Source organism: Sphingobium mellinum (assembly GCF_037860795.1).
Classification (GTDB): Bacteria; Pseudomonadota; Alphaproteobacteria; order Sphingomonadales; family Sphingomonadaceae; genus Sphingobium; species Sphingobium mellinum.
This window is the reverse complement of record NZ_JBANRK010000007.1, coordinates 1-25,254: the sequence shown is the minus strand read 5'-3', so window position 1 is coordinate 25,254 and position 25,254 is coordinate 1. Positions and strand designations below refer to the sequence as shown.

At 63.3% G+C, this 25,254-nt stretch carries 24 protein-coding genes; 9 read left to right on the top strand and 15 right to left on the bottom strand.

Annotated features, from left to right (window positions below):
• Nucleotides 1–23: 23 nt before the first annotated feature.
• Nucleotides 24–209: a hypothetical protein gene (locus AAC640_RS10195; protein ID WP_340266010.1), complete on the bottom strand. Its 186-nt coding sequence runs from the start codon at nucleotides 207–209 to the stop codon at nucleotides 24–26.
• Nucleotides 210–322: 113 nt separating this feature from the next.
• A complete protein-coding gene (locus AAC640_RS10190; protein ID WP_340266009.1) occupies nucleotides 323–1,222 on the bottom strand; it encodes a LysR family transcriptional regulator in 900 nt (299 codons plus the stop codon).
• 113 nt (nucleotides 1,223–1,335) lie between these two features.
• Here AAC640_RS10190 and AAC640_RS10185 point away from each other — a divergent pair, with 113 nt between their 5' ends.
• Complete coding sequence (locus AAC640_RS10185; RefSeq protein WP_340266008.1) at nucleotides 1,336–3,438, top strand: malate synthase G; 2,103 nt, start codon at nucleotides 1,336–1,338, stop codon at nucleotides 3,436–3,438.
• A gap of 46 nt (nucleotides 3,439–3,484) precedes the next feature.
• Here the strand turns inward: AAC640_RS10185 and AAC640_RS10180 are convergent, their stop codons facing one another.
• The 3 genes from AAC640_RS10180 to AAC640_RS10170 form a co-directional block, all read right to left on the bottom strand.
• Nucleotides 3,485–3,943: a low molecular weight protein-tyrosine-phosphatase gene (locus AAC640_RS10180; RefSeq protein WP_340266007.1), complete on the bottom strand. Its 459-nt coding sequence runs from the start codon at nucleotides 3,941–3,943 to the stop codon at nucleotides 3,485–3,487.
• Nucleotides 3,940–5,394 (bottom strand): helicase HerA domain-containing protein, encoded by a 1,455-nt coding sequence (locus AAC640_RS10175; RefSeq protein WP_340266006.1) that lies wholly within the window; start codon nucleotides 5,392–5,394, stop codon nucleotides 3,940–3,942. Before AAC640_RS10175 ends, AAC640_RS10180 begins: the two co-directional genes overlap by 4 nt.
• 137 nt (nucleotides 5,395–5,531) lie before the next feature.
• Nucleotides 5,532–6,413, bottom strand: a complete 882-nt coding sequence (locus tag AAC640_RS10170; protein WP_340266005.1) for a LysR family transcriptional regulator — start codon at nucleotides 6,411–6,413, stop codon at nucleotides 5,532–5,534.
• Between the two features lie 107 nt (nucleotides 6,414–6,520).
• Here AAC640_RS10170 and AAC640_RS10165 point away from each other — a divergent pair, with 107 nt between their 5' ends.
• The 6 genes from AAC640_RS10165 (at nucleotide 6,521) to AAC640_RS10140 (ending at nucleotide 13,323) form a co-directional block, all read left to right on the top strand.
• The gene (locus tag AAC640_RS10165; protein ID WP_340266004.1) at nucleotides 6,521–8,017 is read left to right on the top strand and encodes a CoA-acylating methylmalonate-semialdehyde dehydrogenase; all 1,497 of its coding nucleotides are present in this window, start codon (nucleotides 6,521–6,523) and stop codon (nucleotides 8,015–8,017) included.
• Between the two features lie 109 nt (nucleotides 8,018–8,126).
• A complete protein-coding gene (locus AAC640_RS10160) occupies nucleotides 8,127–9,269 on the top strand; it encodes an acyl-CoA dehydrogenase family protein (protein WP_340266003.1) in 1,143 nt (380 codons plus the stop codon).
• A gap of 14 nt (nucleotides 9,270–9,283) precedes the next feature.
• Nucleotides 9,284–10,348, top strand: a complete 1,065-nt coding sequence (locus AAC640_RS10155; RefSeq protein WP_340266002.1) for an enoyl-CoA hydratase/isomerase family protein — start codon at nucleotides 9,284–9,286, stop codon at nucleotides 10,346–10,348.
• The gene (locus AAC640_RS10150) at nucleotides 10,345–11,124 is read left to right on the top strand and encodes an enoyl-CoA hydratase-related protein (RefSeq protein ID WP_340266001.1); all 780 of its coding nucleotides are present in this window, start codon (nucleotides 10,345–10,347) and stop codon (nucleotides 11,122–11,124) included. The genes AAC640_RS10155 and AAC640_RS10150 overlap by 4 nt, the downstream gene beginning before the upstream one ends.
• A 103-nt stretch (nucleotides 11,125–11,227) precedes the next feature.
• Entirely contained in the window at nucleotides 11,228–12,115 is an 888-nt protein-coding gene (mmsB, locus tag AAC640_RS10145; protein ID WP_340266000.1) for a 3-hydroxyisobutyrate dehydrogenase, read from the top strand.
• A gap of 251 nt (nucleotides 12,116–12,366) precedes the next feature.
• Entirely contained in the window at nucleotides 12,367–13,323 is a 957-nt protein-coding gene (locus tag AAC640_RS10140; protein WP_340265999.1) for an SDR family NAD(P)-dependent oxidoreductase, read from the top strand.
• 301 nt (nucleotides 13,324–13,624) lie between these two features.
• Here AAC640_RS10140 and AAC640_RS10135 read toward each other — a convergent pair whose 3' ends face one another.
• Nucleotides 13,625–15,838, bottom strand: coding sequence for a TonB-dependent receptor (locus AAC640_RS10135; RefSeq protein ID WP_340265998.1), 2,214 nt, complete (start codon nucleotides 15,836–15,838; stop codon nucleotides 13,625–13,627).
• Nucleotides 15,839–16,257: 419 nt separating this feature from the next.
• Between AAC640_RS10135 and AAC640_RS10130 the strand changes: the two genes are divergently transcribed.
• Nucleotides 16,258–16,956 (top strand): helix-turn-helix transcriptional regulator, encoded by a 699-nt coding sequence (locus AAC640_RS10130; RefSeq protein WP_340265997.1) that lies wholly within the window; start codon nucleotides 16,258–16,260, stop codon nucleotides 16,954–16,956.
• A gap of 282 nt (nucleotides 16,957–17,238) precedes the next feature.
• Here the strand turns inward: AAC640_RS10130 and AAC640_RS10125 are convergent, their stop codons facing one another.
• From AAC640_RS10125 to AAC640_RS10085, 9 genes are all read right to left on the bottom strand, one after another.
• Nucleotides 17,239–19,725 carry an autotransporter domain-containing protein gene (locus AAC640_RS10125; protein ID WP_340265996.1) on the bottom strand — a complete coding sequence of 829 codons (2,487 nt, stop codon included), beginning with the start codon at nucleotides 19,723–19,725 and terminating at the stop codon, nucleotides 17,239–17,241.
• A 337-nt stretch (nucleotides 19,726–20,062) separates the two neighbouring features.
• The gene (gene arsH, locus AAC640_RS10120; protein WP_340265995.1) at nucleotides 20,063–20,800 is read right to left on the bottom strand and encodes an arsenical resistance protein ArsH; all 738 of its coding nucleotides are present in this window, start codon (nucleotides 20,798–20,800) and stop codon (nucleotides 20,063–20,065) included.
• Nucleotides 20,775–21,452 carry an aquaporin gene (locus AAC640_RS10115; RefSeq protein WP_340266086.1) on the bottom strand — a complete coding sequence of 226 codons (678 nt, stop codon included), beginning with the start codon at nucleotides 21,450–21,452 and terminating at the stop codon, nucleotides 20,775–20,777. The genes arsH and AAC640_RS10115 overlap by 26 nt, the downstream gene beginning before the upstream one ends.
• 36 nt (nucleotides 21,453–21,488) lie before the next feature.
• A complete protein-coding gene (gene arsC, locus AAC640_RS10110) occupies nucleotides 21,489–21,923 on the bottom strand; it encodes an arsenate reductase (glutaredoxin) (RefSeq protein WP_340265994.1) in 435 nt (144 codons plus the stop codon).
• Entirely contained in the window at nucleotides 21,924–22,172 is a 249-nt protein-coding gene (locus AAC640_RS18430; protein ID WP_459113009.1) for a hypothetical protein, read from the bottom strand.
• Nucleotides 22,173–22,182: 10 nt separating this feature from the next.
• The gene (locus tag AAC640_RS10100) at nucleotides 22,183–22,512 is read right to left on the bottom strand and encodes an ArsR/SmtB family transcription factor (protein WP_340265993.1); all 330 of its coding nucleotides are present in this window, start codon (nucleotides 22,510–22,512) and stop codon (nucleotides 22,183–22,185) included.
• Between the two features lie 237 nt (nucleotides 22,513–22,749).
• On the bottom strand, nucleotides 22,750–23,274 hold the full coding sequence (locus tag AAC640_RS10095) for a glycine cleavage system transcriptional repressor (RefSeq protein ID WP_340265992.1): 525 nt from the start codon (nucleotides 23,272–23,274) through the stop codon (nucleotides 22,750–22,752).
• A 158-nt stretch (nucleotides 23,275–23,432) separates the two neighbouring features.
• On the bottom strand, nucleotides 23,433–23,924 hold the full coding sequence (locus tag AAC640_RS10090) for a LysR substrate-binding domain-containing protein (RefSeq protein ID WP_340266085.1): 492 nt from the start codon (nucleotides 23,922–23,924) through the stop codon (nucleotides 23,433–23,435).
• 11 nt (nucleotides 23,925–23,935) lie between these two features.
• Nucleotides 23,936–24,163, bottom strand: a complete 228-nt coding sequence (locus AAC640_RS10085) for a hypothetical protein (RefSeq protein ID WP_340266090.1) — start codon at nucleotides 24,161–24,163, stop codon at nucleotides 23,936–23,938.
• Between the two features lie 466 nt (nucleotides 24,164–24,629).
• Between AAC640_RS10085 and AAC640_RS10080 the strand changes: the two genes are divergently transcribed.
• On the top strand, nucleotides 24,630–24,938 hold the full coding sequence (locus tag AAC640_RS10080) for a helix-turn-helix transcriptional regulator (RefSeq protein ID WP_340265991.1): 309 nt from the start codon (nucleotides 24,630–24,632) through the stop codon (nucleotides 24,936–24,938).
• Nucleotides 24,939–25,254 lie beyond the last annotated feature (316 nt).

Below are 25,254 nucleotides of genomic sequence, written 5' to 3'. Positions count from 1 at the left end.
CGGCGCTTCGCCCGACAGCGGCGTCAGACGGCCTGTCGTTGCTTCGCGCTTCTCAGCAGCCGCAGGGCCATGGCCTGGAAACGGACGGCGCGTTCGTTGTGATGGGCGATGGTCAGCCGATCAGCGCCGCTCAGCCGGGCCTCACGGGCGCGCCGCGCTTCCTGGGCGGCGCAGGCGGAAAAATGGGATGCGTCCTTATTGGGGCTCATGGCCCGATATCCTCTCTCATTCATTGTCTTTTCCCGCCTATATATCGACAGCGGGAGGAGGCGCTATAATCAAGATTATAAGGGCGTCATTCTCTTTTTAGCCCGCGGCGGCGTCAGGCGGCGGGCCCGTTCCAGGGCGCGTCGCGGAATGTTTCGCGCAGGAAGGCGATGAAGGCGTCGACCGCCGCGGGGCGGCCGGCGGCGCGGGGATGCACCGCATGGACGGCGAGGTCGTGCGGACCTTCCCAGCTGTCCAGCACGCGCACCAGCCGGCCCTGCGCGACCAGTTCGCCCACGTCCCAGAGCGACCGCAGCGCGATGCCGACACCGCCCAGCGCCAGTTCGCGGACGATCTCGCTGCTGTTGGTGCGGACGTGGCTGCGACCATCGACCTGGCGGCGCGCCCGGCCGCTGATGAGCCGCCAGGGCAACTGGCCATCCGCCGCGAGCAGGCGATGGCTGGCGAGGTCCGCCAAGCGTTCGGGCATGCCATGTTCGGCGAGATAGGCGGGGCCGGCGCACAGGATGCGGCGATTGGCGGCGAGGGGATGCGCTTCCAGGCTGGGCGGCACGGCGCTGGTGATCCGGATGGCGACATCCACCCGGTCGCCCATCAGGTCGACATAGGCGTCCGACAGGTTCAGTTCCAGCTCGACCCTGGGATGGGCCTTGAGGAAGCGGTCGACATGGGGGGCGACGTGCAGGCGGCCGAAGGAGGTCGGCGCCGATACCCGCAACGGCCCGGATATGGCGCGATGGCGGTTGGTCACCCTGTCCTCCGCCTCGCGGATCGCGTCGAGGATGGCGAGGATGTCGCGGTGAAGGCTGGCGCCTTCCTCCGTCAGCGCGAGCCTGCGCGTCGTGCGGTGGATGAGCCGCACGCCCAGCCGCGCCTCCAGCCGGGCGATGCGCTTGGACATCATGGCCGGCGAGATCATCAGCACCCGCCCGGCCGCCGACAAGCTGCCCGCTTCGACGGCGCGGGCGAAGAGAACATAGTCGGGATCCATCATGATCTTTTCCTCATGGGAAAATATCTTTCTACCCTTTCTTGCCTAGTGCGAGGATGGCGGCGGGTCTATAGGCCGGCCGGGATTATTGCCGGGATTATCGAAGGAGTTCACGGATGGGCGACATGATCGACAAGGGCGGCCTGCGGATCGCCAGCGAACTGGTGCGGTTCATCGAGGACAAGGCCTTGCCCGGCACCGGCATCGAGGCAGGCGCTTTCTGGACCGGCGTCGCGGCGATCTTCGACCGCTTCGCGCCGCGCAACGCCGAATTGCTCGCAAAGCGGGACGCATTGCAGGCGCGCATCGACGCCTGGCATGGCGAGCGCGCGGGGAAGCCGGTCGATGCGCCGGCCTATCGCGCCTTCCTGACCGACATCGGCTATCTGGTGCCCGAGCCTGCGCCCTTCGCGATCGGATCGACGAAGGTCGACGACGAACTGGCGACGCTGGCCGGGCCGCAGCTGGTGGTGCCGATCCTCAACGCCCGCTTCCTGCTGAACGCCGCCAATGCGCGCTGGGGCAGCCTGTATGACGCGCTGTACGGGACCGACGCCATTCCGGGCGCGCCCGCCGGCAAGGGCTATGACGCCGCGCGCGGCGCGCAGGTCATCGCCTGGGGCCGGGCGTTCCTGGACCGCGCGGTGCCGATGGCGGACGGCAGCTGGGCCGACTGGCGGGGTAGTGCGCCCAAGCTCAAGGACCCGTCGCAGCTGGTCGGCCATGCGGGCGACACCATCCTGCTGCGCCATAACGGGCTGCATATCGAACTGGTCATCGACGCCGCCCACCCGATCGGCCGCGACGATCCGGCGCATCTGGCCGACATCGTCCTGGAATCGGCGCTGTCGACCATCTGCGACCTGGAAGATTCGGTCGCGGCGGTCGACGCCGCCGACAAGGTTGCCGCCTATGCCAACTGGCTGGGCCTGATGAAGGGCGACCTGGAGGACACGTTCGAAAAGAATGGCGCGACGATGACCCGTCGCCTGAACGGCGACCGCAGCTACACCGCGCCGGATGGCAGCCGCTTCACGCTGCCGGGCCGTTCGCTGTTGTTCGTCCGCAATGTCGGCCATCTGATGACGACGCCCGCCGTTCGCCTGGGCAGCGGCGCCGAGGCGCCCGAGGGCATATTGGATGGCATCGTCACCAGCCTGATCGCGCTGCATGACATCAAGCGCAACGGCAAGGTCGTCAACAGCCGCGCGGGCAGCATCTATATCGTCAAGCCCAAGATGCATGGCCCCGAAGAGGTCGCCTTCACCAACGACCTGTTCGACGCGATCGAGGATCTGCTGGGCGTTGACCGCCATGTGCTGAAGGTCGGCGTCATGGACGAGGAGCGGCGCACGTCGGCCAATCTGGCCGCCTGCATCCATGCGGTGCGCGACCGCATCGTCTTCATCAACACCGGCTTCCTTGATCGCACCGGCGACGAAATCCACACGTCGATGCGCGCCGGGCCGATGATCCGCAAGGGCGAGATGAAGACATCCGACTGGATCAAGGCCTATGAGGATCGCAACGTCCAGATCGGCCTTGCCTGCGGGCTGTCCGGCAAGGCGCAGATCGGCAAGGGCATGTGGGCCGCGCCCGACCGCATGGCCGACATGCTGGACCAGAAGATCGGTCATCCGCAGACCGGCGCCAACACGGCCTGGGTGCCTTCGCCCACCGCCGCGACGCTGCACGCGACCCATTATCACACCGTCGACGTCTTTGCGCGGCAGCAGGAGCGGCGGGCCGAGCCGGTGGCTGGCCTCGAGCGGCTTTTGAGCATTCCGCTCGCGACCGGGCGCAACTGGTCGGAACAGGAGATTGCCGAGGAGCTGGACAATAACGCCCAGGGCATATTGGGCTATGTCGTCCGCTGGGTCGACCAGGGCGTCGGCTGTTCGAAGGTGCCCGACATCCACGACATCGGCCTGATGGAGGACCGCGCGACGCTGCGCATTTCCTCGCAGCATATGGCGAACTGGATGCTGCATGGCGTCTGTTCCGCCGATCAGGTCGACGCGGCGCTCAAGCGCATGGCGGCCAAGGTCGACGCGCAGAATGCGGGCGATCCGATGTACCGGCCGATGAGCGGCCATGAGGAGACGAGCCTGGCCTATCAGGCGGCCCGCGCGCTGGTGTTCGAAGGGGTGAGCCAGCCCAGCGGCTATACCGAACCGCTGCTGCACAAGTTCCGCGCGCGGCTGAAACAGGAGGGGTGAGATCGGGCCGGCTGCCGCTCCCGGTCTGGCGGGAGCGGCGGGGGCATCAGAGCAGCCGTTTCACGATCGCGCGGGCGGCGCGGGTGACATCGTCCCAGGTGATGTCGAAGCCGGCATCGTCGCCGAAATAGGGATCGGCGACGCCGCTGCCCTCGCGGCCCGGCACCAGATCCATCAGCAGGCGCAGTTCGGCCGTCCCGTGCGACGGCCGCAACGCCTTGAGATGCCTGAGATTGTCGGCATCCAGCGCGAAGATATGGTCGAACCGCAGGAAATCCGCCTCAATCACCTGCCGCGCGCGATAGGTGGAAATGTCGATCCCGTGGCGCAGCGCCACCGCCTGCGCGCGCCTGTCGGGCGGCGATCCGACATGCCAGTCGCCGGTGCCGGCCGAGTCCGCATGGACATCAAGGCCGCTGCCCGCCGCTTCGTGGCGCAGGGCTGCCTCGGCGAGCGGTGAGCGGCAGATATTGCCAAGGCAGACGAAGAGACAGGACACCCTCATCCTTCGGCCGCCGCCGTGCTGACGCCCAGCTGCGGCACACCGATCGACCGTCGCCCGCCGAAGTCGGTGCGCGCGACGATGACGCCGAGCTTTGCCATATAGTCGATCAGCCGCCGGACGCGGCCGGGCGAACTGGTGCCATAGGCGCGCGCGAGCGCGGCATCGCCCGGGCAAGGAAGCCCCTCCATCGCCGCGCGCGCGATCAGCAGGAAGGGGGCCAGCATATCCTCCGGCACCGGCTCCGCCGCCTTCATGGCGTCGGCCCAGCGCGGGTCGCTGGCATCGAACATCCCCGCCTGCGCCATGGCGAAGCGCTTGCGGAAGGCGGGCAGGTCGAGCGGCGGGGTCCGCAGGCCCTTCATCCGGCACCGCACGCCGAAATCCTGATAGAGCGTCGACACGCCGGGCTGCGCTTCGCCCAGGTCGGCGACGATTTCCTGCAGCACCGCGATAATCGCCGGCTCATTCTGGCCGAAGTCCAGTTCGGGCGCGACGGGCTTGGCCGACGGCGCGGCGGCGAGCGCGCGCATCAGTTCCTCGGCGGGCAGCGGCGGCGGTTCCGCGCGGGGCGGGGGAGGGGGCAGCGCGTCGTCATCTCCGGCGCCGGCGAACAGCAGTTCCTGCATATTTTCGGCCGGGGCGACGGGCGGCGGCGTCAGCTTGTGCGAACCGCCCCTCACGCTGGTTTCAACCGCGCCGATCCGGACGGCCACCGGCCGCCGGCAGATGGCGGGGCCAAGCGCCAGGAAGCGGCCGCGTTCAAGGTCGCGGATCTGTTCCGCCTGGCGCCGCTCCATACCCAGGAGGTCGGCGGCGCGGGCCATGTCGATGTCAAGGAAGGTCCGGCCCATCAGGAAATTGGATGCTTCGGCGGCGACATTCTTCGCCAGCTTCGCCAGCCGCTGCGTCGCGATGACGCCGGCGAGGCCGCGCTTGCGCCCCCGGCACATGAGGTTGGTCATCGCCGCGAGGCTGAGCCGCCGGGCCTCGTCCGACACGTCGCCGGCGGCCACGGGGGCGAACATCTGCGCCTCATCCACGACGACGAGCGCGGGATACCAATGGTCGCGCGGCGCGTCGAACAGGGTGGAAAGGAAGGTCGCGGCGCATTTCATCTGCGCCTCCAGCTCCAGGCTTTCGAGGCTCAGCACCACCGAGGCGCGATGTTCGCGGATGCGCGTCGCCATCCTGGCGATTTCCCGCTCATTATAGTCGCCTGCGTCGATCACGACATGGCCATAGCGATCGGCGAGGGTGACGAAGTCGCCTTCGGGATCGATGACGACCTGCTGGACCAGCGCGGCGCTTTCTTCCAGCAGGCGGCGCAGCAGGTGCGATTTGCCCGACCCCGAATTGCCCTGCACGAGCAGGCGGGTGGCGAGCAGTTCCTCGACATCGACGAGAACGGGGTTGCCGTTGCCGTCGGTTCCTATGCTGATGCTGGCGGTCACGCTGATCCTTTGGCCCAGGCGATGGCCTTCGCGCAACCCCGCTGGTGACCGCCCGGGGCCGATAGCGGATCGAAGCGGCTTCGATATGCGCCGCGCCGGTGCGCCGGCGGGCGAAGCGTGTCACGCCCCCATACCGGTCAGCCTGTCGCTGGCAGGGCCGTCAGGCGAGCCTTTATCATGTCGGCGACCGCGGCAATCCGGGCGAGTTTCGCCATATCCCCATGAACGACAAGCCAGAAGCTGCGCGTAATTTCCACTTCGTCAGCGAGGATCCGGGTGAGCCCGGCGTCCTGCGCCGCCATGAAATCGGGGAGAACGCCGATGCCCGCCCCTTCCAGCACAAGGCGTCGCTGGATGCCGATGCTGCTCGAGCGGAGGGTCGCTTCCAGGCCGGGCTGCACTTCATCGAGATAATCAAGTTCCGGTGAAAACAGAAAATCCGGCACATATCCGATCAACGCATGACTGCGGAGATCAGCAGCGGATCGCGGACGTCCAAGGCGCTTGAGATAGTGCGGTGACGCATAGAGATGCAGCCGGTAGTCCGAGAGCCTTTCGACCGCCAGTTGGCGGTGCTGCGGCCGCGCAAGCAGGACTGCCATGTCCGCCTCGCGTTTCGAGGGGTTCAGGAAGCCGGACGCGGTGACGACGTCGAGGCGGATACCCGGATGCCGGGCGTGGAAGGCGGGGAGGGCAGGGGCCAGTATATATGTGCCAAAGCCCTCTGCGACGGACAGCCGGACCTGGCCGCTCAGGCTGTGCCGTTCTCCCTTGATCTCGCTGACCGCCGACATGGTTGCCGCCTCCACGCTTTCGGCATGTCGAAGGAGGGCCGATCCTGTCTCGGTAAGCACGCGCTCGGCCCCGGCCTGTTCGAAAAGCGGCGCGTCAAGCGCGCGTGCAAGCCTGGCCAGTCGTCGTGCGATGGTGGTGGCATCGATGCCCAACGCCCTGGCGGCAGGCGCCATGCGCTTCATGCGCGCCACAGCGAGAAAGACGCGAAGATCGTCCCAGTCCATCGGCGGTTGTCCTGCGTTATTGCAGTTTCATTATGCAGAAAAGAGGAATTGAATGCAGCAATGCAGTTCGACATCATAGCGCAAAATGTTTCTAGCCGAGAGGTGCCATGCGCGACATTACCCATAAGCTGGCTTTTGCCTTTGATGGCAAGGCGGGACGCTATAGCGATGTGTTCGATCCCAACAACGGCAATGTCCAGGCGCGCGTGGCGCTTGGCGACAAGGCGCTGCTGGACAGAGCGGTGCAAGCGGCGCTGGCTGCCCAGCCGGCGTGGGCTGCGGTAAATCCGCAGCGGCGGGCGCGAGTCATGTTCAACTTCAAGGCTCTGGTCGAGCAGCATATGGACGAGCTGGCGCATATGCTTTCGTCCGAACATGGCAAGGTGATCGCCGATGCCAAGGGCGATATCCAGCGCGGGCTGGAGGTGATCGAGTTCTGCTGCGGCATACCCCATGTGATGAAGGGCGAATATACGTACGGCGCCGGCCCTGGCATCGATGTCTATTCGATGCGCCAGCCGATCGGCATCGGCGCGGGCATCACCCCGTTCAACTTCCCGGCGATGATTCCGCTGTGGATGTCGGGCGTGGCGATCGCAACCGGCAACGCCTTCATCCTCAAGCCCTCCGAACGCGACCCGTCCGTGCCGGTGCGGCTGGCCGAGCTGTTTATGGAAGCGGGTCTTCCGGAAGGGATTCTCCAGGTCGTGCAGGGCGACAAGGAAATGGTCGACGCCATCCTCGATCATCCCGATATCGCCGGCGTGAGCTTCGTCGGATCGTCCGATATCGCCCATTATGTCTATCATCGCGGGGTTGCGGCCGGCAAGCGCGTGCAGGCGATGGGCGGGGCCAAGAATCATGGCATCGTCATGCCCGATGCCGATCTCGATCAGGTGGTCGGCGATCTGGCGGGCGCTGCCTTCGGATCGGCGGGTGAACGGTGCATGGCGTTGCCGGTCGTGGTGCCTGTAGGCGAAAAGACCGCCGTCGCCCTGCGCGAAAAGCTGATCCCCGCCATCGAGGGGCTGCGCGTGGGCGTGTCGACAGATGCGGAGGCGCATTATGGCCCGGTGGTCACGGCCGCGCACAAGCAGAAGATAGAAAACTGGATCCAGACCGGCGTGGACGAGGGCGCGGAGCTGGTCATCGATGGCCGCGGCTTCAGCTTGCAGGGGCATGAGCAGGGCTTCTTCGTCGGGCCGACGCTGTTCGATCATGTGACGCCCGAAATGCAGGCCTATAAGGAGGAAATCTTCGGGCCCGTGCTCCAGATGGTCCGCGCTGACAGCTTTGAAGAGGCGCTGGCGCTTCCCAGCAAGCATCAATATGGCAACGGCGTCGCGCTGTTCACGCGCAACGGCCATGCCGCGCGCGAGTTCGCCGCGCGGGTGAATGTCGGCATGGTGGGGATCAACGTGCCCATCCCGGTGCCGGTGGCCTATCATAGCTTTGGCGGATGGAAACGGTCGGCCTTTGGCGACACCAACCAGCATGGCATGGAAGGCGTCAAATTCTGGACCAAGGTCAAGACCGTGACGCAGCGCTGGCCCGACGGCGGGCCGAGCGGGGACAGCGCCTTCGTCATTCCCACGATGGGCTGACCGCCGGCATGCCCGCGCGCGGCTTTCGCTGCTGAGCGGGGCGGTTTATGGCACAAGCCTTGCGCGCGCATGTTTGACAGACATGCGCGCGCCGCCACAGGATCACGACATGACTCAATTCGACCTCACTGACGATCAGCGCGAAATCCAGGACCTGGCGCGGCGCTTCACCGCGGACGCCATCACGCCCCACGCGGCGGAGTGGGACGAGAAGTATATCTTCCCGCGCGAGACGATCCGCGCGGCGGCCGATCTTGGCTTTGGCGGCATCTATGTATCCGAAGCGTCGGGCGGCATCGGGCTTGGCAGGCTCGAATCCGCGCTCATCATGGAAGCCATGGCCTATGGCTGTCCTTCGACCAGCGCCTTCATATCGATCCACAATATGGGGTCGTGGATGATCGATTGTTTTGGAGGGCAGGCCGTGAAGGCCAAATATCTGCCCGATCTGCTGCCGATGACGCGCATGGTGAGCTATTGCCTGACCGAGGCCGGGGCCGGTTCGGATGCCGCTAGCCTCCAGACTCGCGCGGTCCGGGAGGGCGATCATTATATCGTCACCGGATCCAAGCAGTTCATCTCCGGCGGCGGCGAGAATGACGTGTACGTCGTGATGGTCCGGACGGGCGAGGACGGTCCCAAGGGGATCAGCTGCCTCGTCATTGAAAAGGACATGGAAGGCGTCAGCTTCGGTCCGAAGGAACGCAAGCTGGGCTGGCATTCGCAACCCACGGCACAGGTCAATTTCGACGGCGTTCGCGTGCCGGCCGAAAACCGCCTTGGCAATGAGGGCGAAGGCTTCCGGATCGCCATGGCGGGTCTGGATGGCGGGCGCCTCAATATCGGCGCCTGTTCCCTGGGCGGCGCCCAGCGCTGCATCGACGAGGCGGTTCGCTATAGCAAGGACCGCAAGCAGTTCGGCCAGTCCATCGCCGATTTCCAGAACACGCAGTTCACACTCGCCGACATGCAGACCGAACTGGAGGCGGCGCGGGCGCTGCTGTATGCCGCCGCGGTCAAGGTGACGGAAGGTGCGCCCGACAAGACCCGCTTCGCCGCGATGGCCAAGCGCTTCGCCACCGATACCGGCTCTTCGGTGGTCGATCGCGCGCTTCAGCTGCATGGCGGCTATGGTTATCTGATGGACTATCCCATAGAGCGCTTCTGGCGCGACCTGCGCGTGCATTCCATCCTGGAAGGGACCAACCAGGTCATGCGCATGATCATCGCCCGCGACATGCTGCGCCAGTGATTGAAGGGGACGCAATGACCGACCAGCTCATCAGCTTCGTCGAAAATGGCGTCGGCCGCATCCGGCTTAACCGTCCCAAGGCGATCCATGCGCTGACGTCCGAAATGTGCGAGGCCATCAACGCCGCGCTGGTGGGGTGGCGGGACGATCCGGCGGTCGTCGCGATCATGATCGACCATGCCGAGGGGCGCGGCTTTTGCGCCGGCGGCGATATCGCGCTGATCGCCAACAGCGCCAAGGCGGACTGCCTTGAGGCCGACCGCTTCTTTCAACTCGAATATCGGATGAATCATCTGCTGTTCGTTTACGACAAGCCCATCATTGCCTTCATGGACGGCATCGTCATGGGCGGAGGCGTCGGACTTTCACTGCCCTGCCGCTATCGGGTCGCGACCGAGCGCACGACCTTTGCCATGCCGGAAACCGGCATCGGCCTGTTCCCCGATGTCGGCGGCGGCTGGTATCTGCCGCGCCTGCCAGGGCGGATCGGCGTCTGGCTCGCCGCGACCGGCGCGCGGATCGATGGCGCCGATTGCGCCGCCATCGGCCTTGCGACCCATTATGTCGCTTCGGAAAGGCTGGACGCGGTCAAGGCGGATGTCCTGGCGCAGCCCGCAGCCCTTGCGACGATCCTCGATCAGGCGAGCGAGGGTGCGCCGCCTTCGAAGCTGATGGCGCAGCGCGGCGATATCGATCGGCTGTTCGCGTCCGACCGCTACGAGGATATTCTGGCCGCCCTGCGCTCCGACCGCTCCGATTGGGCGCAAAAGCAGTTGGCGGTGCTGGCGTCGAAGTCGCCGCAGACGATCAAGGTTGCCTTGCGACAGCTCGCCGAGGGAGCGGTCTGCACGGACTTCGCCGACAATATGCGCAGGGAATATCGCATCGCCTATCACGTCATTCGTCGCCCGGATTTCGTCGAGGGTGTGCGCGCCCTCATCTTTGACAAGGATAATGCGCCGCAGTGGAACCCGGCAAGGCCGGAGGATGTGAGCGACGCCCTTATCGACAGCCTTTTCGCGCCCTTGCCGCCCGAAAAGGAATGGACCCCTCTGCCCCAAAAGGGAATTTTGCCATGACCTATGAAACTATCCTTGTCGAACAGCGTGATGCCGTAACGCTCCTCACCATCAATCGGCCCCAGGCGCTGAATGCGCTCAACGCGCAGGTGTTGCACGATCTGAGCGCCGCCTTCAGGGCCTATGACGCCGATCCTTCGCAGCGCTGCGCGGTGCTGACCGGGAGCGGCGAGAAGGCCTTTGCCGCCGGCGCCGATATCAAGGAAATGGCCGACAAGCCGGCCGCCGATTTCTTCCTGGAGGATTTCTTTTCCGGCTGGCAGGCCAATGTGGTCGCGACGCGCAAGCCCTGGATCGCCGCCGTGGCCGGCTTTGCCCTGGGGGGCGGGTGCGAACTGGCGATGATGGCGGACTTCATCCTCGCGGCGGACACCGCGAAATTCGGTCAGCCGGAAATCAAGCTGGGTGTCGCGCCGGGCATGGGTGGCTCGCAGCGCCTGACCCGCGCCGTGGGGAAGGCCAAGGCCATGGAAATGTGCCTGACCGGGCGGATGATGGGGGCGGAGGAAGCCGAACGTAGCGGCCTGGTCGCGCGGATCGTGCCGGCTGCCGAGTTGCTGGATGACGCGCTGAAAACGGCCGCGACCATCGCCGCGATGCCGCCCATGGCGGCGATGGTGAACAAGGAGATGGTCAATCTGGCATTCGAGACCGGTCTGGCGCAGGGCATCCTGACCGAGCGGCGCATGTTCCAGATCCTCACCGCGACGGAAGACAAGGCGGAGGGCATGGCGGCCTTTGTTGAAAAGCGGGCCGGCGTCTGGCGCGGTCGTTGAGAGATCGCCGGGAATAGCCACATTACATAATGGGAGCCGGCCGCCAGCGCGCCATTGAAGCCAATGTCCGCGGCCGCGCGACCGGGAGTCCAAGGAGCAGAATATGGTGGGACGGATTGCCTTTATCGGCTTGGGCAACATGGGCGGAGGCATGGCCGCCAACCTGGTCAGGAATGGCTTCGCCGTCAGCGCTTTCGACCTTTCGGAAGCGGCTCTCGCCAGCGCGGAAGCCGCAGGCGCGGTCCGCGCCGCGAGCAGCGCCGACGCCGTCGCCGGCGCCGATGTAGTCGTCACGATGCTGCCCGCAGGGAAACATGTCGAAGCGGTGTACAGCGAAGAGGTTTTCGACAATGCCGAGCCGGGCGCGCTGTTCCTCGATTGTTCGACCATCGACCTGGCGACAGCCCGCCGCGTGATCGCAGCGGCGACGGAGAGGGGATTCGATATGGTCGACGCGCCCGTTTCCGGCGGGATCGCTGCCGCCAGCGCAGGCACGCTGACCTTCATGGTGGGCGGGACCGACGCGGCCTTCGAAAAGGCCAAACCCATCCTGTCCGCCATGGGCAAGGCGGTCATCCATGCTGGCGGTGCCGGCAATGGACAGGCCGTCAAAATCTGCAACAATATGCTGCTCGGCGCGACCATGGTCGCCACCTGCGAGGCGTTCGCGATGGCCGAGAAGATCGGCCTCGATCCGCAAACCTTCTATGATATTGCCAGCATATCCTCCGGCCAAAGCTGGTCGATGACCAGCTATTGCCCGGTCCCCAATGTCGGGCCGAAATCACCGGCCGACAATGGATATGAGGGCGGGTTTGCCGTTGCGCTGATGCTGAAAGACCTGAAGCTGGCGCTGGACGCCGCGGCGTCAGTCAATGCGAGCGTTCCCATGGGAGCGCAGGCGGAGAGCCTTTATCAGATGCTGGCAAATGGAGGCGAGGCGGGACGCGACTTTTCGGCCATCATCAAGCTGCTGGCCGGAAAACCATAGGATTGGCGCGGCGCACGCACATCGGGCGGTGCCTTTGACCCGGTAGCAGCCATACTCACAGGGCCTCCCTTCGTCGATGGGTGGGAATGGGACCGGCCGAATGTTGAGCCAAGGGAGGCGCGGCTGTATATCATGCAGTCGGGCGCAGCGTCCTCAATCGCGACAATCGGTCCCTCTTATCCCGCAAGAGCATGAGACCAAGCTCGATTGGGGTCGGCGCTCGCCCGGCACCGCGAAGAAGGAGAGAGACTTTGTTGGATTATCATGTGGACAAGGACCCGACGACCGACGAAGTGCTGGGGAGCATGGATCTGTCGGGAAAGCATGTGTTTGTGACCGGCGCGTCGGCTGGACTGGGTCTGGAAACCTGTCGTGCGCTGGCGGTTCGGGGCGCGCATGTCGTCGGCACCGTCCGCGATGTGGCGAAGGGGCGGGAGATCATCGCGCCGCTGACAGCCGGTGCCGCCGGGACCGTCGAACTGCTCGAACTCGACCTTGGGTCGCTGGAAAGCGTCCGCCGTTGCGCGGAAATGATGCTGAAGGCGGGCAAGCCGATCGACGTGCTGATATGCAATGCAGGCGTGATGGCGGCGCCGCAGGGGGTGACCGCGGATGGGTTCGAGACGCAGTTCGGCGTCAATCATCTGGGCCATTTCCTGCTGGTCAACCTGCTCCTTCCCCTGTTGCGGGACGGGGCGCGGATATTGGTCCTGTCTTCCATGGCACATCGGATGGCCGACATTGATCTGGACGATCCCAATTTCCGGCGGAAGCTGTATGACAAATGGGAAGCCTATGGCGCGGCGAAAACCGCCAATTGCCTGTTTGCCGTCGAACTCGACAAACGACTTCGGGCCAGGGGCATAAGAGCAGCCGCGATTCACCCCGGAGTCGTCGCCACAAAGCTCAATCGTCACATGCCCGACGAGGAATGGAATGCCTTCGAAGAGGCGCAGACCGCGCATCATGATCCGCACCACAGGATAAAATCGATACCGGAAGGGGCCGCGACCACGGTTTGGGCCGGCTTCGTGGCTGGGGCGGACGAAATTGGCGGCCATTATTGCCAGGATTGTGGCGTGCCGGCCGACAATGACGCGCCCGAAGTTCCGGGCGCCGGCCCACGCGCCTATGCGATGGACCCCGACAGGGCAGCCAGGCTGTGGCAGATCAGCGAAGAGATGGTGGGGCAGACGTTCAACGCCTAGGTCGGCCTTCAGACCGTCCTGCAAACTGTCCGCTTCCGTGCGTCCCGGCCAACAAAACAGTTTGGGGCACCAGAGTGCGACCAAGCAGGGGCTGCCCAAGGACAAAAGCGACAAATAAAATGAACCCACGGCGTTCCCCTTGGCGCCGTGGGTTCGAGCCCCTCTGGACGGCCTGTTCAGCCGACTGGGAGCAGCCCCCCTAGAGCAGTGTCCGTTCTGATTGCATCAGACGGACTGCTCCAGGTCTTTGTTTTAACGCATTTTCGGAGCCAGAAGATGATCCTGTCCGCTTCGAAAATGCTCAGAAGGTATATTCCAGACGCAGGCCGTAGGTACGCGGCCTTGCGGCATTGTGGTACACGCCGAACGTGGTGTCGGTCTGGATGAAGTTGACATATTTCTTGTTGAACACGTTGTTGGCGTAAAAGCCGATCCGAAGATTGTCACCCGGAGGGCTGATATAGCCTGAGGCGTTCACGAGGAAACGTTCGCCATCACGATCGGCCAGCAGCGGGCCGCCCGCGCCCGGCGTATAATAGACGGACGAGCGATATTGAGCGATGCCGGAGAGAGAGCCCTTCCACGAACCGATGGGGAATTCATAGCTCGCGTTGAACGAACCCGACCAGTCCGGAGCCTGCGGCGGGGGCGTGCCCGTCAGATCGGTGAAGCACCGGCTCATGGTCGGGATGGTGTTCGGATTGAAGCAGGCGATCGCGGCATTTTGATAGGGCCTGAAACGGGCATGCTGCCAAGCGCCGCTAAGTCCAAGGGTCAGTCCAGTGACAGGGAAGACCTGTGCTTCGACTTCGATGCCGTAGTTTTCCAGCGCGCCCGCATTGGCCGTGATGGTCCCGCCAGACTGCAAGTCAATGGTCTGCGTCTGCAGGCCCTTGTTCTTGAAGTAGAAGGCGGCGGCATTGAGGCGGAGCCGGTTGTTGAACAGGGCCTGCTTGACGCCCACTTCGTGGCTGAAGATCTTTTCCGGTTTCACGGCAGCGATCGGGCCGAAGATCGGTCCAGGGAAACCGCCCGCCTTGAAGCCACGCGTATAGCTGTAATAGATGTTGGTCGGCCCGTTGTTCCACGCCAGGACGAAACGGGGCGTGAACGCACGCTGCGCCTCCTTGAGCGTGGGGATCGGGAAGCCGAACACCACGGCATCCGCAGACCGTTCTTCATATGTATAACGGCCGCCGACGGTGGCCTTGATGTGGTCGGTGAACTGGAAATAGCCTTCACCGAACACAGCGAAAGACCGCGTCTTCGCTATATTGTCAGCACCAGAGGCCGTGGCGACGGTGAGGCCGGTGCCACCCAGACCCAAGGCCGGATCGCCGACGAAGCGGGTGTCGAAAATACCCTTGTCGTCCAGATAGCTCAACCCGACAATATAGTTGAACATGCCGTCGAGCTTCGAAGTGACCTGCAGATCCTGGGTATAGGACCGGCCGCCCGATCTCGGCACCGCGAATTCGAAGCCCGGAAGCGATGTCAGGTCGGCATCGCCGGCGCTGTCGGTGGTCTTTTGCTTGCGATAGGTCGTCGTGCTCCCCAGTTCAAAGCTGTCGAAGTCGAACGTCATCTTGAGCGTGGCGCCGTAGAACTTGGTTCTGACCGGCTGCACGGCGACCACGCTGTCTGTCACGAACAGGTCGGCGGCATTGGCCGGCACCGTGCCCGGGAAGAGGACGCAGGCAAGGCAAGTCGAATCGTTACGATGCAGCGACTGGAGCGGGCCCAGGCGATAGGCCGTGTTATAATATTCGCCGCCCAGGATGATATCGGCATTGGCCGGCTGCCAGCGCAGCTTCGCCCGGGCGCTGTAGGTGCGTCCGCCGCCGGCCGTGCCACCCGTGACCAGGTTATGCACAAAGCCATCATCATGCTTGTAGCTAGCGCTCGCCCGGAAGGAGAGATCCTGGCCGAGCGGCAGGTTGATCATGCCATTGAACTGCTGGTGATCGAAGTTGCCATATTCGGCGCGCAAACGACCTTCGAACTTGTCCGTGGGATCGGCACTGTTGATGATGATGACGCCGCCCGTCGCGTTACGGCCGTACAGTGTGCCCTGGGGACCGCGCAGCACCTGGATGCTGCCGACGTCGAAATTGTCGACTATCTCGTTAACCGTAAGGGTTCGTGTGAGATATGCGCCGTCTTCATACATGGCGACAGGGGATTCCACCCCGACCGACACGAAGTCCACGCCGATGCCGCGAATGCGCGGCGTAAAGAAGCCATTGGTGATCGTGAAGCTCGCGCCGGGCGTGATCGCCGCGATATCCTTCATGTCGGTAATGCCGAGGCTCTGGACGCCCTCTGCGGTCACCGCGGTCACCGCGATCGGGGTCTGTTGAAGGCTTTCCGACTTGCGCTGGGCGGTCACGATGATTTCGCCCGGCACATCGGCGCTGCCGCCTGACGCCTGAGGCGTGGCCGTCGAAGTTTGGGCATAGCTGGTCGAGGCGAGCATTGCGCCGAGCGCAGCCGCAACCGAACCGAATTTCTTCATATAATCCTCCCTTTGACCCAGCCGGCATAAGTGCCCGGATCCGCATTCATCCATCCCGGCGCTGCTTGCGGCGCGATTAGTATGGAGTAGCTAATGTGCTACAGAGGTTGACGCGCTTCCGCAAGGCTATGGGAATGCGCTCGAAACGTCGGCGCGCGAGTGTGATATAAACGCCACGGTTAAGCGGTCCGGGGACGGGCGGCAGGTTGCGTCATGGCTATGTATGGAACCAACTGATCGATCTGCGATGCCGCAGGTCAGCGCTTTCCGGGAGGCGGCGCCAGTCATTCAATATCGCTATTCCGAGGCGCCTGTTATATTTGTTTAAATCGTACACAAAATATTGAATATCTCAACCCATGTTTGCGCTGGTGCGAGGCTGGGCCTAAACGGCTCAGAGGTGGAGGGAAGCGATGACAATGAGCAGCAAGGCCGAGCGCGAGAAGTTGATGGCGATTTTTCAATCGTTGGTCGAGCCACTGGGTCATGCGCTGCCGGGATCGGCCGAGGTGGTGCTGCACGATCTGTCGCTGCTGCCCAATTCCATCATAGCCGTGGCAGGCGATGTGACCGGCCGCGAAGCGGGGGACGCCGCCACCAATTTGCTATTGGAGGCGGTGGCAGCCAAGGATTTTACGCATAAATCAGGCTATGAAACGCAGACGGCGGACGGCCGCAGGCTGCGGTCTTCCACGACCTTCTTGCCCGATCTGAACGGCAAGCCGATGGCGGCGCTGTGCATCAATATCGACATGTCGCCGTGGGAACTGATGCGCGACGCGGCGGCCGCCGTTCTGGGCGAAGCTTCTCACACGCCCGTCAAGGGGTCGCTCGGACCAGAAATGTTCATGCGCGACATCAACGAGTTGGCGGCGTTCCTTATCCAGCAGGCAATCGCGAAAGTCGGCGTTCCCGTCCACCTCATGCACAAGCGACACAAAATTGCGGTGGTCAGCGAATTGTCCGCACGCGGCCTGTTTACGCTGAGACTGGCCGTCGACACGGTGGCCGAGGCTCTGAATACGACGCGGTTCACCATCTATAATTATCTCAACGAACTGGCGTCGGCGAATGACACGCAAGAGGCGGAGGATCCGCCTGACGGATATGTTATCTGACCGGATGTCCTATTCCCCCCGAGGCATCGATCCGCGTGGGGATTCGCGCCTTTCGGGTTCAAAGCGGAATTCTGGTCAAATGCTCAGCCGAGAACTGGGCGAAGCGAAGGCCGCTGTTCAAGCATGGAACACGCAATCCGGGTGCGGTCGCGACTATCGCTGCTTATGAAGGCGACGACAGCTGGCTGGCCGAGAGGAATGCGCACCCCATGGTTTCTCTGTCGCTTCGTATCGCGACCGTTCTTGGGTGCCGCGGCCTGATCGACCGCGGCACCCCTGCATTCAGAAGCGGATGCGCAAACCGGCCCGACCGCCAGCCCCTTCAAGGCTGTTGGAGCGGCTGCCGTTGCTGAACGTGCGCGCATAGCTGGCCTCCAGGAAGCCGGAAATGCCGCTGGTCTGGCCAATGGTGACCCCCAGGACCGCTTCACCATAATCCCTCATGCGGTCATTGGTGTAGGCCACCGTCTGCACGCCGTTGGTGAAGCTTACCTCGTCCCGTCCCTTGAATTCGTGGACATAGTTGGCCCCTATATAGGGAGCCAGCACGGCCGTGTTCCCAACGTGGACCTGCCCGCCGACACGCCCGCCGACGCGGCCGCGAAGGCCGTCATCCTCGTTGAAGTCCACGGTCGTGCCAAGGACCGAGAAGTTGTCGATTTTCGAGCGGGTGTAGGACAGGCTTGCGGCCGGCTCGACGAAGAAGGAGTCGCTGCCGAACCGCAGACCGACCTCCCCACGGACGCCATAGACGGAGCCATTGAACTTCTGCCTGAAGCCGCCGGTCGGGCTGTTGGCATTGGCCCAATAATAATCATATTTGCCCAGGACGTTCGCAAAGATATTGCCCGAGGTGAAGCTGCCATAGACACCGGCATTAACCGCGTTGAAGTTGATCCGGTCCGGCGAAGCGGCAAAGTTCTGCGAGGAATTCATGTAGCCGCCGGTCACACCCAGGGCGAAGCCACCCTTTTCACCGACGCCCCCGCCCAAGTCGAGGCCGGCCTGTCCACCAAAATAATCCTGTTTATAGCCCGTGTTGACGACCCGGCTTTGGCCAAAGTTGGACACTGACCGACTTCCGCCACGATCCTCGACCGAACCGTGCATCTGGAGCCAGAACTTGCCGGAGGTCGCGGCATCGCCATGGGCCCACAGTGAATCGCGTCGCGACCGCAGTTGCGCGGTGACCACGTCCGCGGACTTCATCCACAGGCTGCGGGCGCCATCCGCATAATTGAGCGTGCGGAAGGCTGCGTCGCTTGGTCCGCCCGTGACACTGTAAGACAGGGTCGCCGGGTCATAGGCGACTTCATATCGGACGAGGCCGGCATTCTGGAAGCCCCCGCTGAACTGAAAAGCCGAAGCGGCGGACGGAGCGCCGGCCTGAACGATGACGGCGCCCGACGTGAATATCGGTGCGGTAAGGGACGGGGCGCCAAGCAGAACCGTGGTTGTCCCCGTGGCAGCGCCACCCAGGATCAGGCGATCGCTGCCGCCAGCACCCACATCCACGCCCAACTGGCTGGCGCCCGTGCCCGAGAAGGTGCCCGGAAGCGTGAGGCTGTCGCCCACTATGCCGTTGCGCAGATCGACCAGGCCGGCGTTGGAAAAGCTCTCCAGGCCCGTGAAGGTCGATGCGCCGGCGACCGTTGCGCCTGCGCCGACACTCACCACGCCGGTGTTCACGAAGGCGTCCGTTCCCGCGCCGAAAGCGGGGTTGGGACCAACGACGAACGTGCCGCTATTGTTCACGGTGTCGTTGCCGGCAGTCAAAAGAATGTCGCTGGACAGGGAACCGCTGTTGTTGATCGTTGCCGGACCGCCGAGCGCCTGGATAGCCAGACCGTTGGGATTGGAACCGATCGTGCCGGAGTTGGACAGGGTGCTGCCATTGACCGACGTCAGCGTGATGAGGTTGCCGTTAGCCGCCGACAAGCGGCCATTGGGGCCAACAGTGACCATCGCCCGATTTCCGCCCGTGACTGCCACGGCGTCAGCGCCAAGACCCGATGTCGACACCAGCCCGTTCACTGTGGCACTGGCATTGTTGCTCGCCGTCACCGCGACAGCGCGCGACGTATCGCCGCTGGCCGCGACATTATTCACGACTGCACTGGCATCGCCCGCCGTCCCGGTTACCGAGATGGCATCGGAAGCGCCACCCAGGGATGCGCGACCCGCCGTCGTCACCGTGCCGGTGGAAATCACCCTGGCGTTGGCGCCCTGCGCGAAAATGGCGCTGCGGCTGGTCGCCGTGTCCGCGGGCAGCGCAGCGACGGTGCTGACATTGTTTGCGGTGACGGCAGCATCGCCCGTTCCGGACACTGCCGAAAGGCCCGCTCCGCCGCGACCGGTGGAGGTGACGTTGCCGGTCGTTGTCACGCTGGCGGCCCCAGTGTCCGATAGTGCGGAGACTGCCGTCGATCCCGCGCCGGTAGTGGATACCGATGCCAGTCCCGCATTCGCCGAACCGCCCAGGCTGGAAACCGTCACGCCATTGGAAAGCGCGCCGGTGGTTGCCACGGACGCGCCGTTTCCGGCGACTGCCAGATCACCTGCGCCCACGATCTGAACGCCGGGGGTTGCGGGCGTGGCCGTCTGGATGGCAACGCCGGCGGGCAGGGCAACCGTCAAGCCAGCCGTGGGAAGGTAAGTGATGCCGGCCGGATAGGGGTTGCTGGAGGCGGGGCAGGAGACCAGGCCGCCGGCCGCCGGCAGCGCGCCGCATTCATTCTGGGCCAGCGCAGCGTCAGGCACGGCCAACATCAAAATTCCGAGCGAACCTGCAAGGCCCGTGACGCCCAAAAGGGCGCGCGAAGACATAGCATTCCGACGAGCGGAATGCCCAAAGTTTTTCGAATTCATCTGTTAATCCCTTTTTTCCTCCCTGGCAGGGAGTCTGTTTTGGGAAACGATGATGATAAATGAAAGTTCCGACGGTCTTTGATAAGATATTTATTCTAGATTGGCCGCATCATTGTTCGCCATGCCGATTTCAATATTGTACTGTCGTATGAACGAATTTTGGAATAGCCAATAGATATTGATATGGATCAAGATAAAGGGTCGTTTGCCAAGCCCCACCGACCTTGTCCGGGTCGCGTCAGCCCCGTACAGCTTTTAGCGCAGGGTGGTCCGCCGCTTCGGTGCCGGCCGCCTTCCGTTCCGAATATCGCTGTACAAGCTGATCGGCATGGGGACGCATCAGCACGGTGAACCGCACCAGTTCCTCCATCACATCGACAATCCGGTCGTAATAGCTGGAGGGTTTCATCCGGCCCGCTTCATCGAACTCCTTATAGGCCATGGCCACCGAAGATTGGTTGGGGATGGTGAACATCCGCATCCAGCGGCCCAGGAGGCGCAGGGTGTTCACGGCGTTGAACGACTGCGATCCGCCGGACACCTGCATAACGGCCAACGTCCGTCCTTGAGTGGGTCGCATCCCTTTCATTTCCAGCGGCAGATGATCGATTTGCGCCTTCATGATGCCGGTGATGGCGCCATGCCGTTCCGGGCTGCACCATACCTGTCCTTCGGACCACATGGACAGTTCGCGCAGTTCATGGACAGCGGGATGGTCATCGCCCTTGACCTGGTCGGGCAGCGGAAGATCGGAGGGATCGAAAATTCGCGTTTCCGCGCCGAAAAGCTGGAGCAGACGCGCCGCCTCTTCCACAGCGAAACGTGAAAAGGAACGCTCCCGCAGTGACCCATAGAGCAGGAGAATGCGCGGCGGCGGGGCAAGTTCGCCCAGGCCGAGCGCTGGGCGGCGCAGAAGATATTCCTGCTGGAGCGCGGGTAGATTTTCAGCGTCAGGCAGTTCGCGGACGCGGGGCATGACGGACCTCATGGGATGGTGCGGGGAAAAGCTCCTGGCTCACGGCGTAGGCCGCGAGCGCGCCAACCAGTTGGGCAAGGATAAAAGCTGGCGCACTGGACGGAGCGATGCCCGCGAAGCTGTTGCTGAGCGACCGGGCGATGGTGATGGCCGGATTGGCGAAACTGGTCGAGGAGGTGAACCAATAGGCAGCCGTGATGTAGAGGGCGACGCTTGCCGGAACCCGTTGCGGGCGCATCCGCACCGTCCCCAATATGGTGAAGATCAGTCCGAAGGTCGCGACCGCCTCGCCACCCCATTGGCCGGGACCGGTGCGGACCTTTTCGGATATCTGCCAGATAGGCAGGCCGAACATGAGATGGGCGATCCAGACGCCGAGGATGCCGCCCATCAGCTGGGCCAGCACATGCGCCAATGCCGGCACGGTGGCGATCTCACCCCGCAGCCGAGCCACCAGCGTGACCGCCGGATTGAAGTGAGCGCCCGAGATTGCGCCAAGCATCGTGATGAGGACGAACAGGATCGCGCCGGTCGCCAGCGTGTTGCCCAGAAGGGCAATGGCGACATTACCCCCGGCCAGTTTTTCAGCCATGATGCCCGAGCCGATCACTGTCGCGAACAGGAACAGGCTGCCGATCGCTTCGGCAAGCATCGTCTTTCGCAGGGGAAGAATCTGCTCCGCCACGGGTCAGCCCGCCGCCACGCGGTTGCCGTTCGCATCGATCACCGGTTCGCCATCTTCCTTCGCAAACGGCCCCCGCTGCGGTTCTGGCAGAAGATCAAGCACTGCCTCGGACGGGCGGCACAGCTTCACGCCGAGGGACGAGACAACCAAGGGCCGGTTGATGAGGATGGGATGCTGCATCATGGCATCGACAAGCTGGTCGTCAGATAGCGTTTCATCCTCCAGGCCCAACTCGGCATAGGGGGTTCCCTTTTCGCGCAGCAATTCCCGCGCAGTCATGCCAGCACGCCCGATCATCTCGACAAGCAAGTCGCGTGCGGGTGGGGTCTTCAGATATTCAATGACATGCGGTTCGATCCCGGCGTTGCGGATCATCGCAAGGGCATTGCGCGAGGTGCCGCAGGCGGGATTGTGATAGATAACAATATCGTGGGTCATTCAGATACTCCTGCCGGCGCTGTCGCGCCTTCGCCGCGCCCGATGTCCGTGAGCTTGCGACGCATCGCCATCTCGCCGAGGCTGCTGAAAGGCAGCGCGAGGAATAGCGAGATGCGGTTTTGCAGATAATGCATTGCTGAACGCGCGAAAGCGCGCCTCGCCAAGGTGATTCATGACAACCTCGCCCAGAATGGAGCGGGCGCTGTTCCCGGTGCAAAGGAACAGCACGTTATAGACCTTGTCTGTCATGCGATCTCGTTCAGCAGCAGGTGAGTTCTGCAAGTAGTGGCTCGCAGAGTTCGGCGCGCCCTTCGCAGCAATCCTTGGCAAGAAAGACCATCAGCCCGCGCAACGCGTCGATATGGACGCGCTGGATTTGCTGACGGCCTCGTTTTTCCGATGTGACCAATCCCGCCTTCACCAGCACCGCCAGATGAGTGGAGAAGGTGCTTTGGGTGAGGCCGCTTTCCTGGACCAACTGGCCGGTCGACAGGCCGCCAGGTTCATGACGAACGAGCAAGCGGAAGGCGGCGAGCCGGGTCGGATGCGCCAGGGCCGCCAGAATCGAAAGGGCATCATCGGAGTTCATGTATCGTAAATAGCCGATGTGATTTTCGGGTCAACATCTATCGGCAATTTACGATTGAACAATCGCCAAGCCTGCGTCTGAGCATCCTTCATCCCATCGGCCAATTCCGAGGCGGAGACTTAAAAAAACGGCCCGGCCGGGCGATGCATTGCCTTCATTCAGTCGCCGCGCGTCTGGTGACCCCGCTGGCGCGGACCCGTTGTAAACTGGACGGCCGGAAGCGACAGCCCCAGCATGTCAGCTTGGCTCGGGCTCGATGTCGAAATCGACCATCACCTCTCCCGATATCTCCTCCAGCGCATGGCGCACCTCGTCGGTCGAGAGAGTGGAGGGAATCAGCAATTTCACTCTTGCCCGGAACAATGGCACGCCTGACCATGCGCCGCCTTCCACAGTCGTGACGAAGTCTTCGATGTTGACGTCGAGCCCGGCGAGGACCGTGGTCACTTCACGGACGATTCCGGGGCGATCCTGCCCAACGATTTCTATCGTCAACGGCTCGCCACTACGCTCATCTATTTTGGCGGACGCGATGATATCAACCTTGAGACCCAATGCATCGATTTGGCGGGCCGCCTGTTCAAGCTCTTCCAGCCGGTCTTCGGGCAGTGTGACCAACACCGATCCGACATATTTTCCGCCAAGCCGCGAAAGATGGCTTTCCAGCCAATTGCCGCCGGCGGCGTATACCGCGTCGGCGATCGCGCGGGTAAGGCCCGGCCGGTCGCTGCCGATCACCGTCAGAATTATCGTTTGATCCATGCTCCACCTTCACACGCTTCATACTCGCCAGCACAGGCAGATAGTGCATTTTGGTCCTTTTGAAGAGTGCCCTTGCCTAAAGGAACGGCCAGTCAGCACCCGAATGCTGTGAACGCTCCTCCGCACGGCTGGGATGAGTCGATTGGACTGGCCGCGTTTCACACGGTCGTTCCCACGAAATCTCGCGGAAAGCCGGCAGCCAGATGGTCGATGAGGGCACGGACCGCCGGCGGTAGCCCGCGACGTGTCGTGAAGACGAGATGCACGATGCCCTGCTGTCCGCGCCACTCCGGCAGCACGTGCCTCAGTTGTCCGGCATCCAGCGCCGCCTGACAGACGTGATCCGGCAAGATCGCCACGCCCAGGCCGTGAATGGCGGCGTTGCGCACGGTCGCCATGTCCTCGCATCCCATGCGGGGCTGCATATGAGCGACATGTTTGCGGCCATCCTCGGTCTCCAGGTGCCATTCGAGTTCGTCGGCGGCGTCATGGGTCGCGAGAGCGGGAAGTGACGCCAGCTGCTCGATGCTATCCACTTGGCTTGCAAGCCGGGGGGAGGCGACCAGGATACGCGTCGAGGAGCCAAGCGACCGCATTGTCAGCGCGGCATCGCTTGTGAGGCTAGCGCGAATCCGGAGCGCAAGGTCAATCCGCTCTTCGATCAGATCGACCGCGCGGTCTGTGGCGACAAGCTGGAGCCGTACCTTTGATAGCGCGCCAGAAAGGTGGCGATCAGGCCGGAGATCGGTTCTAAAATGCCGGTAGGGCAGCTGAAGCGGATGCGACCGTGCGGTTCCGCCTGAGCCTGCATGACCAGCGCCTCGGCCTGCTCCGCCTCCGCGAGCATCGCCCGGCAGCGCTCGTAAAAGGCTTGCCCCGTGTCGGTCACGCGAAAGCACCGGCTTGACCGCTGATGAGGCGCAGGCCCAGTCGTTCCTCCAGTCCCGCGATCCGGCGGCTGAGCTTCGACTTTGGCTCGCGTAGCACTCGGGAAATAAATTTTTCGAGCTGAGGGGGCGCATCGACCGAGTCCCAGGTGTCAACCCTTTGGGAATGTAAGGGCTGTTTCCCAGGAGGTGTCGTGCGGTTCGCCGTGATGACGCTTGCCGATTGGGTGGCAGTCATTGAGGTGGCGCGCCATTTCCCGTGGCGCCTTGCTGGGCTGCCTTCGCATATGGAAGGGGCGCCGTCATGGCGAAGCGAGCTTGAGTGTGGGTACCGAATTTGGCTCCAGCGGAACTGAGGTGATACGCGCGGACCCCGCCCGTCCAGAAATTGGAAATTACGCGACCCCCCAACGTCCTCGATGCCGACCGTTACTCGCTCCTTGGCAAGTGAGCCTGTCAAAGAGCCTCATGCGCCAACGGTTGGAGTCGTCAGTTGCGATGTCCGATATCGCTTTGAATTGCCGGCTTTCAGTAAGCTATTTTGAACGTGCCTTCGCAAACTCGGTTGGAATTTCACCATATGCATGGCTCTTGGAGCAGCGACTCATGCAAGCCAAAGATTTTCTGCGCATTCCTTCAATGCCGATTGCGCATATCGCGTTAGATTGTGGCTTCACGGACCAGGCTCATTTCACCAACACCTTTTCGCGCAAGGTTGGCATGACACCAGGTGTATGGCGAAATAAGCATTCGCCTCCGAAGGAGTTGCAAGGATGACAGCTGAAGGTTCTGAGCGGAATACGAGTTCGACCACGGGGCTATTCACGGGAATTTAGGGGGTCGGTGATTCTAGAGGCTGAAACACATTGGCACATTCCTCTAAAAGCGGCACTGGCCATTGTCCCGGTAGAATTTCAAGGACAGATGAAGATGTTCCGCTTGGGAGCGGCATCTCTGGGCTCAAAGTGAAGGTCGTGGCGCAACATGCGCCGTAGCCAGGGAAACAAACTGCCGCCTGTCAACGGCGGTCGGATTCCAGGCCATGATGGCGGAGTAAAAGCAGGCCATTGAAGATGAGCGCGGATGATATGCA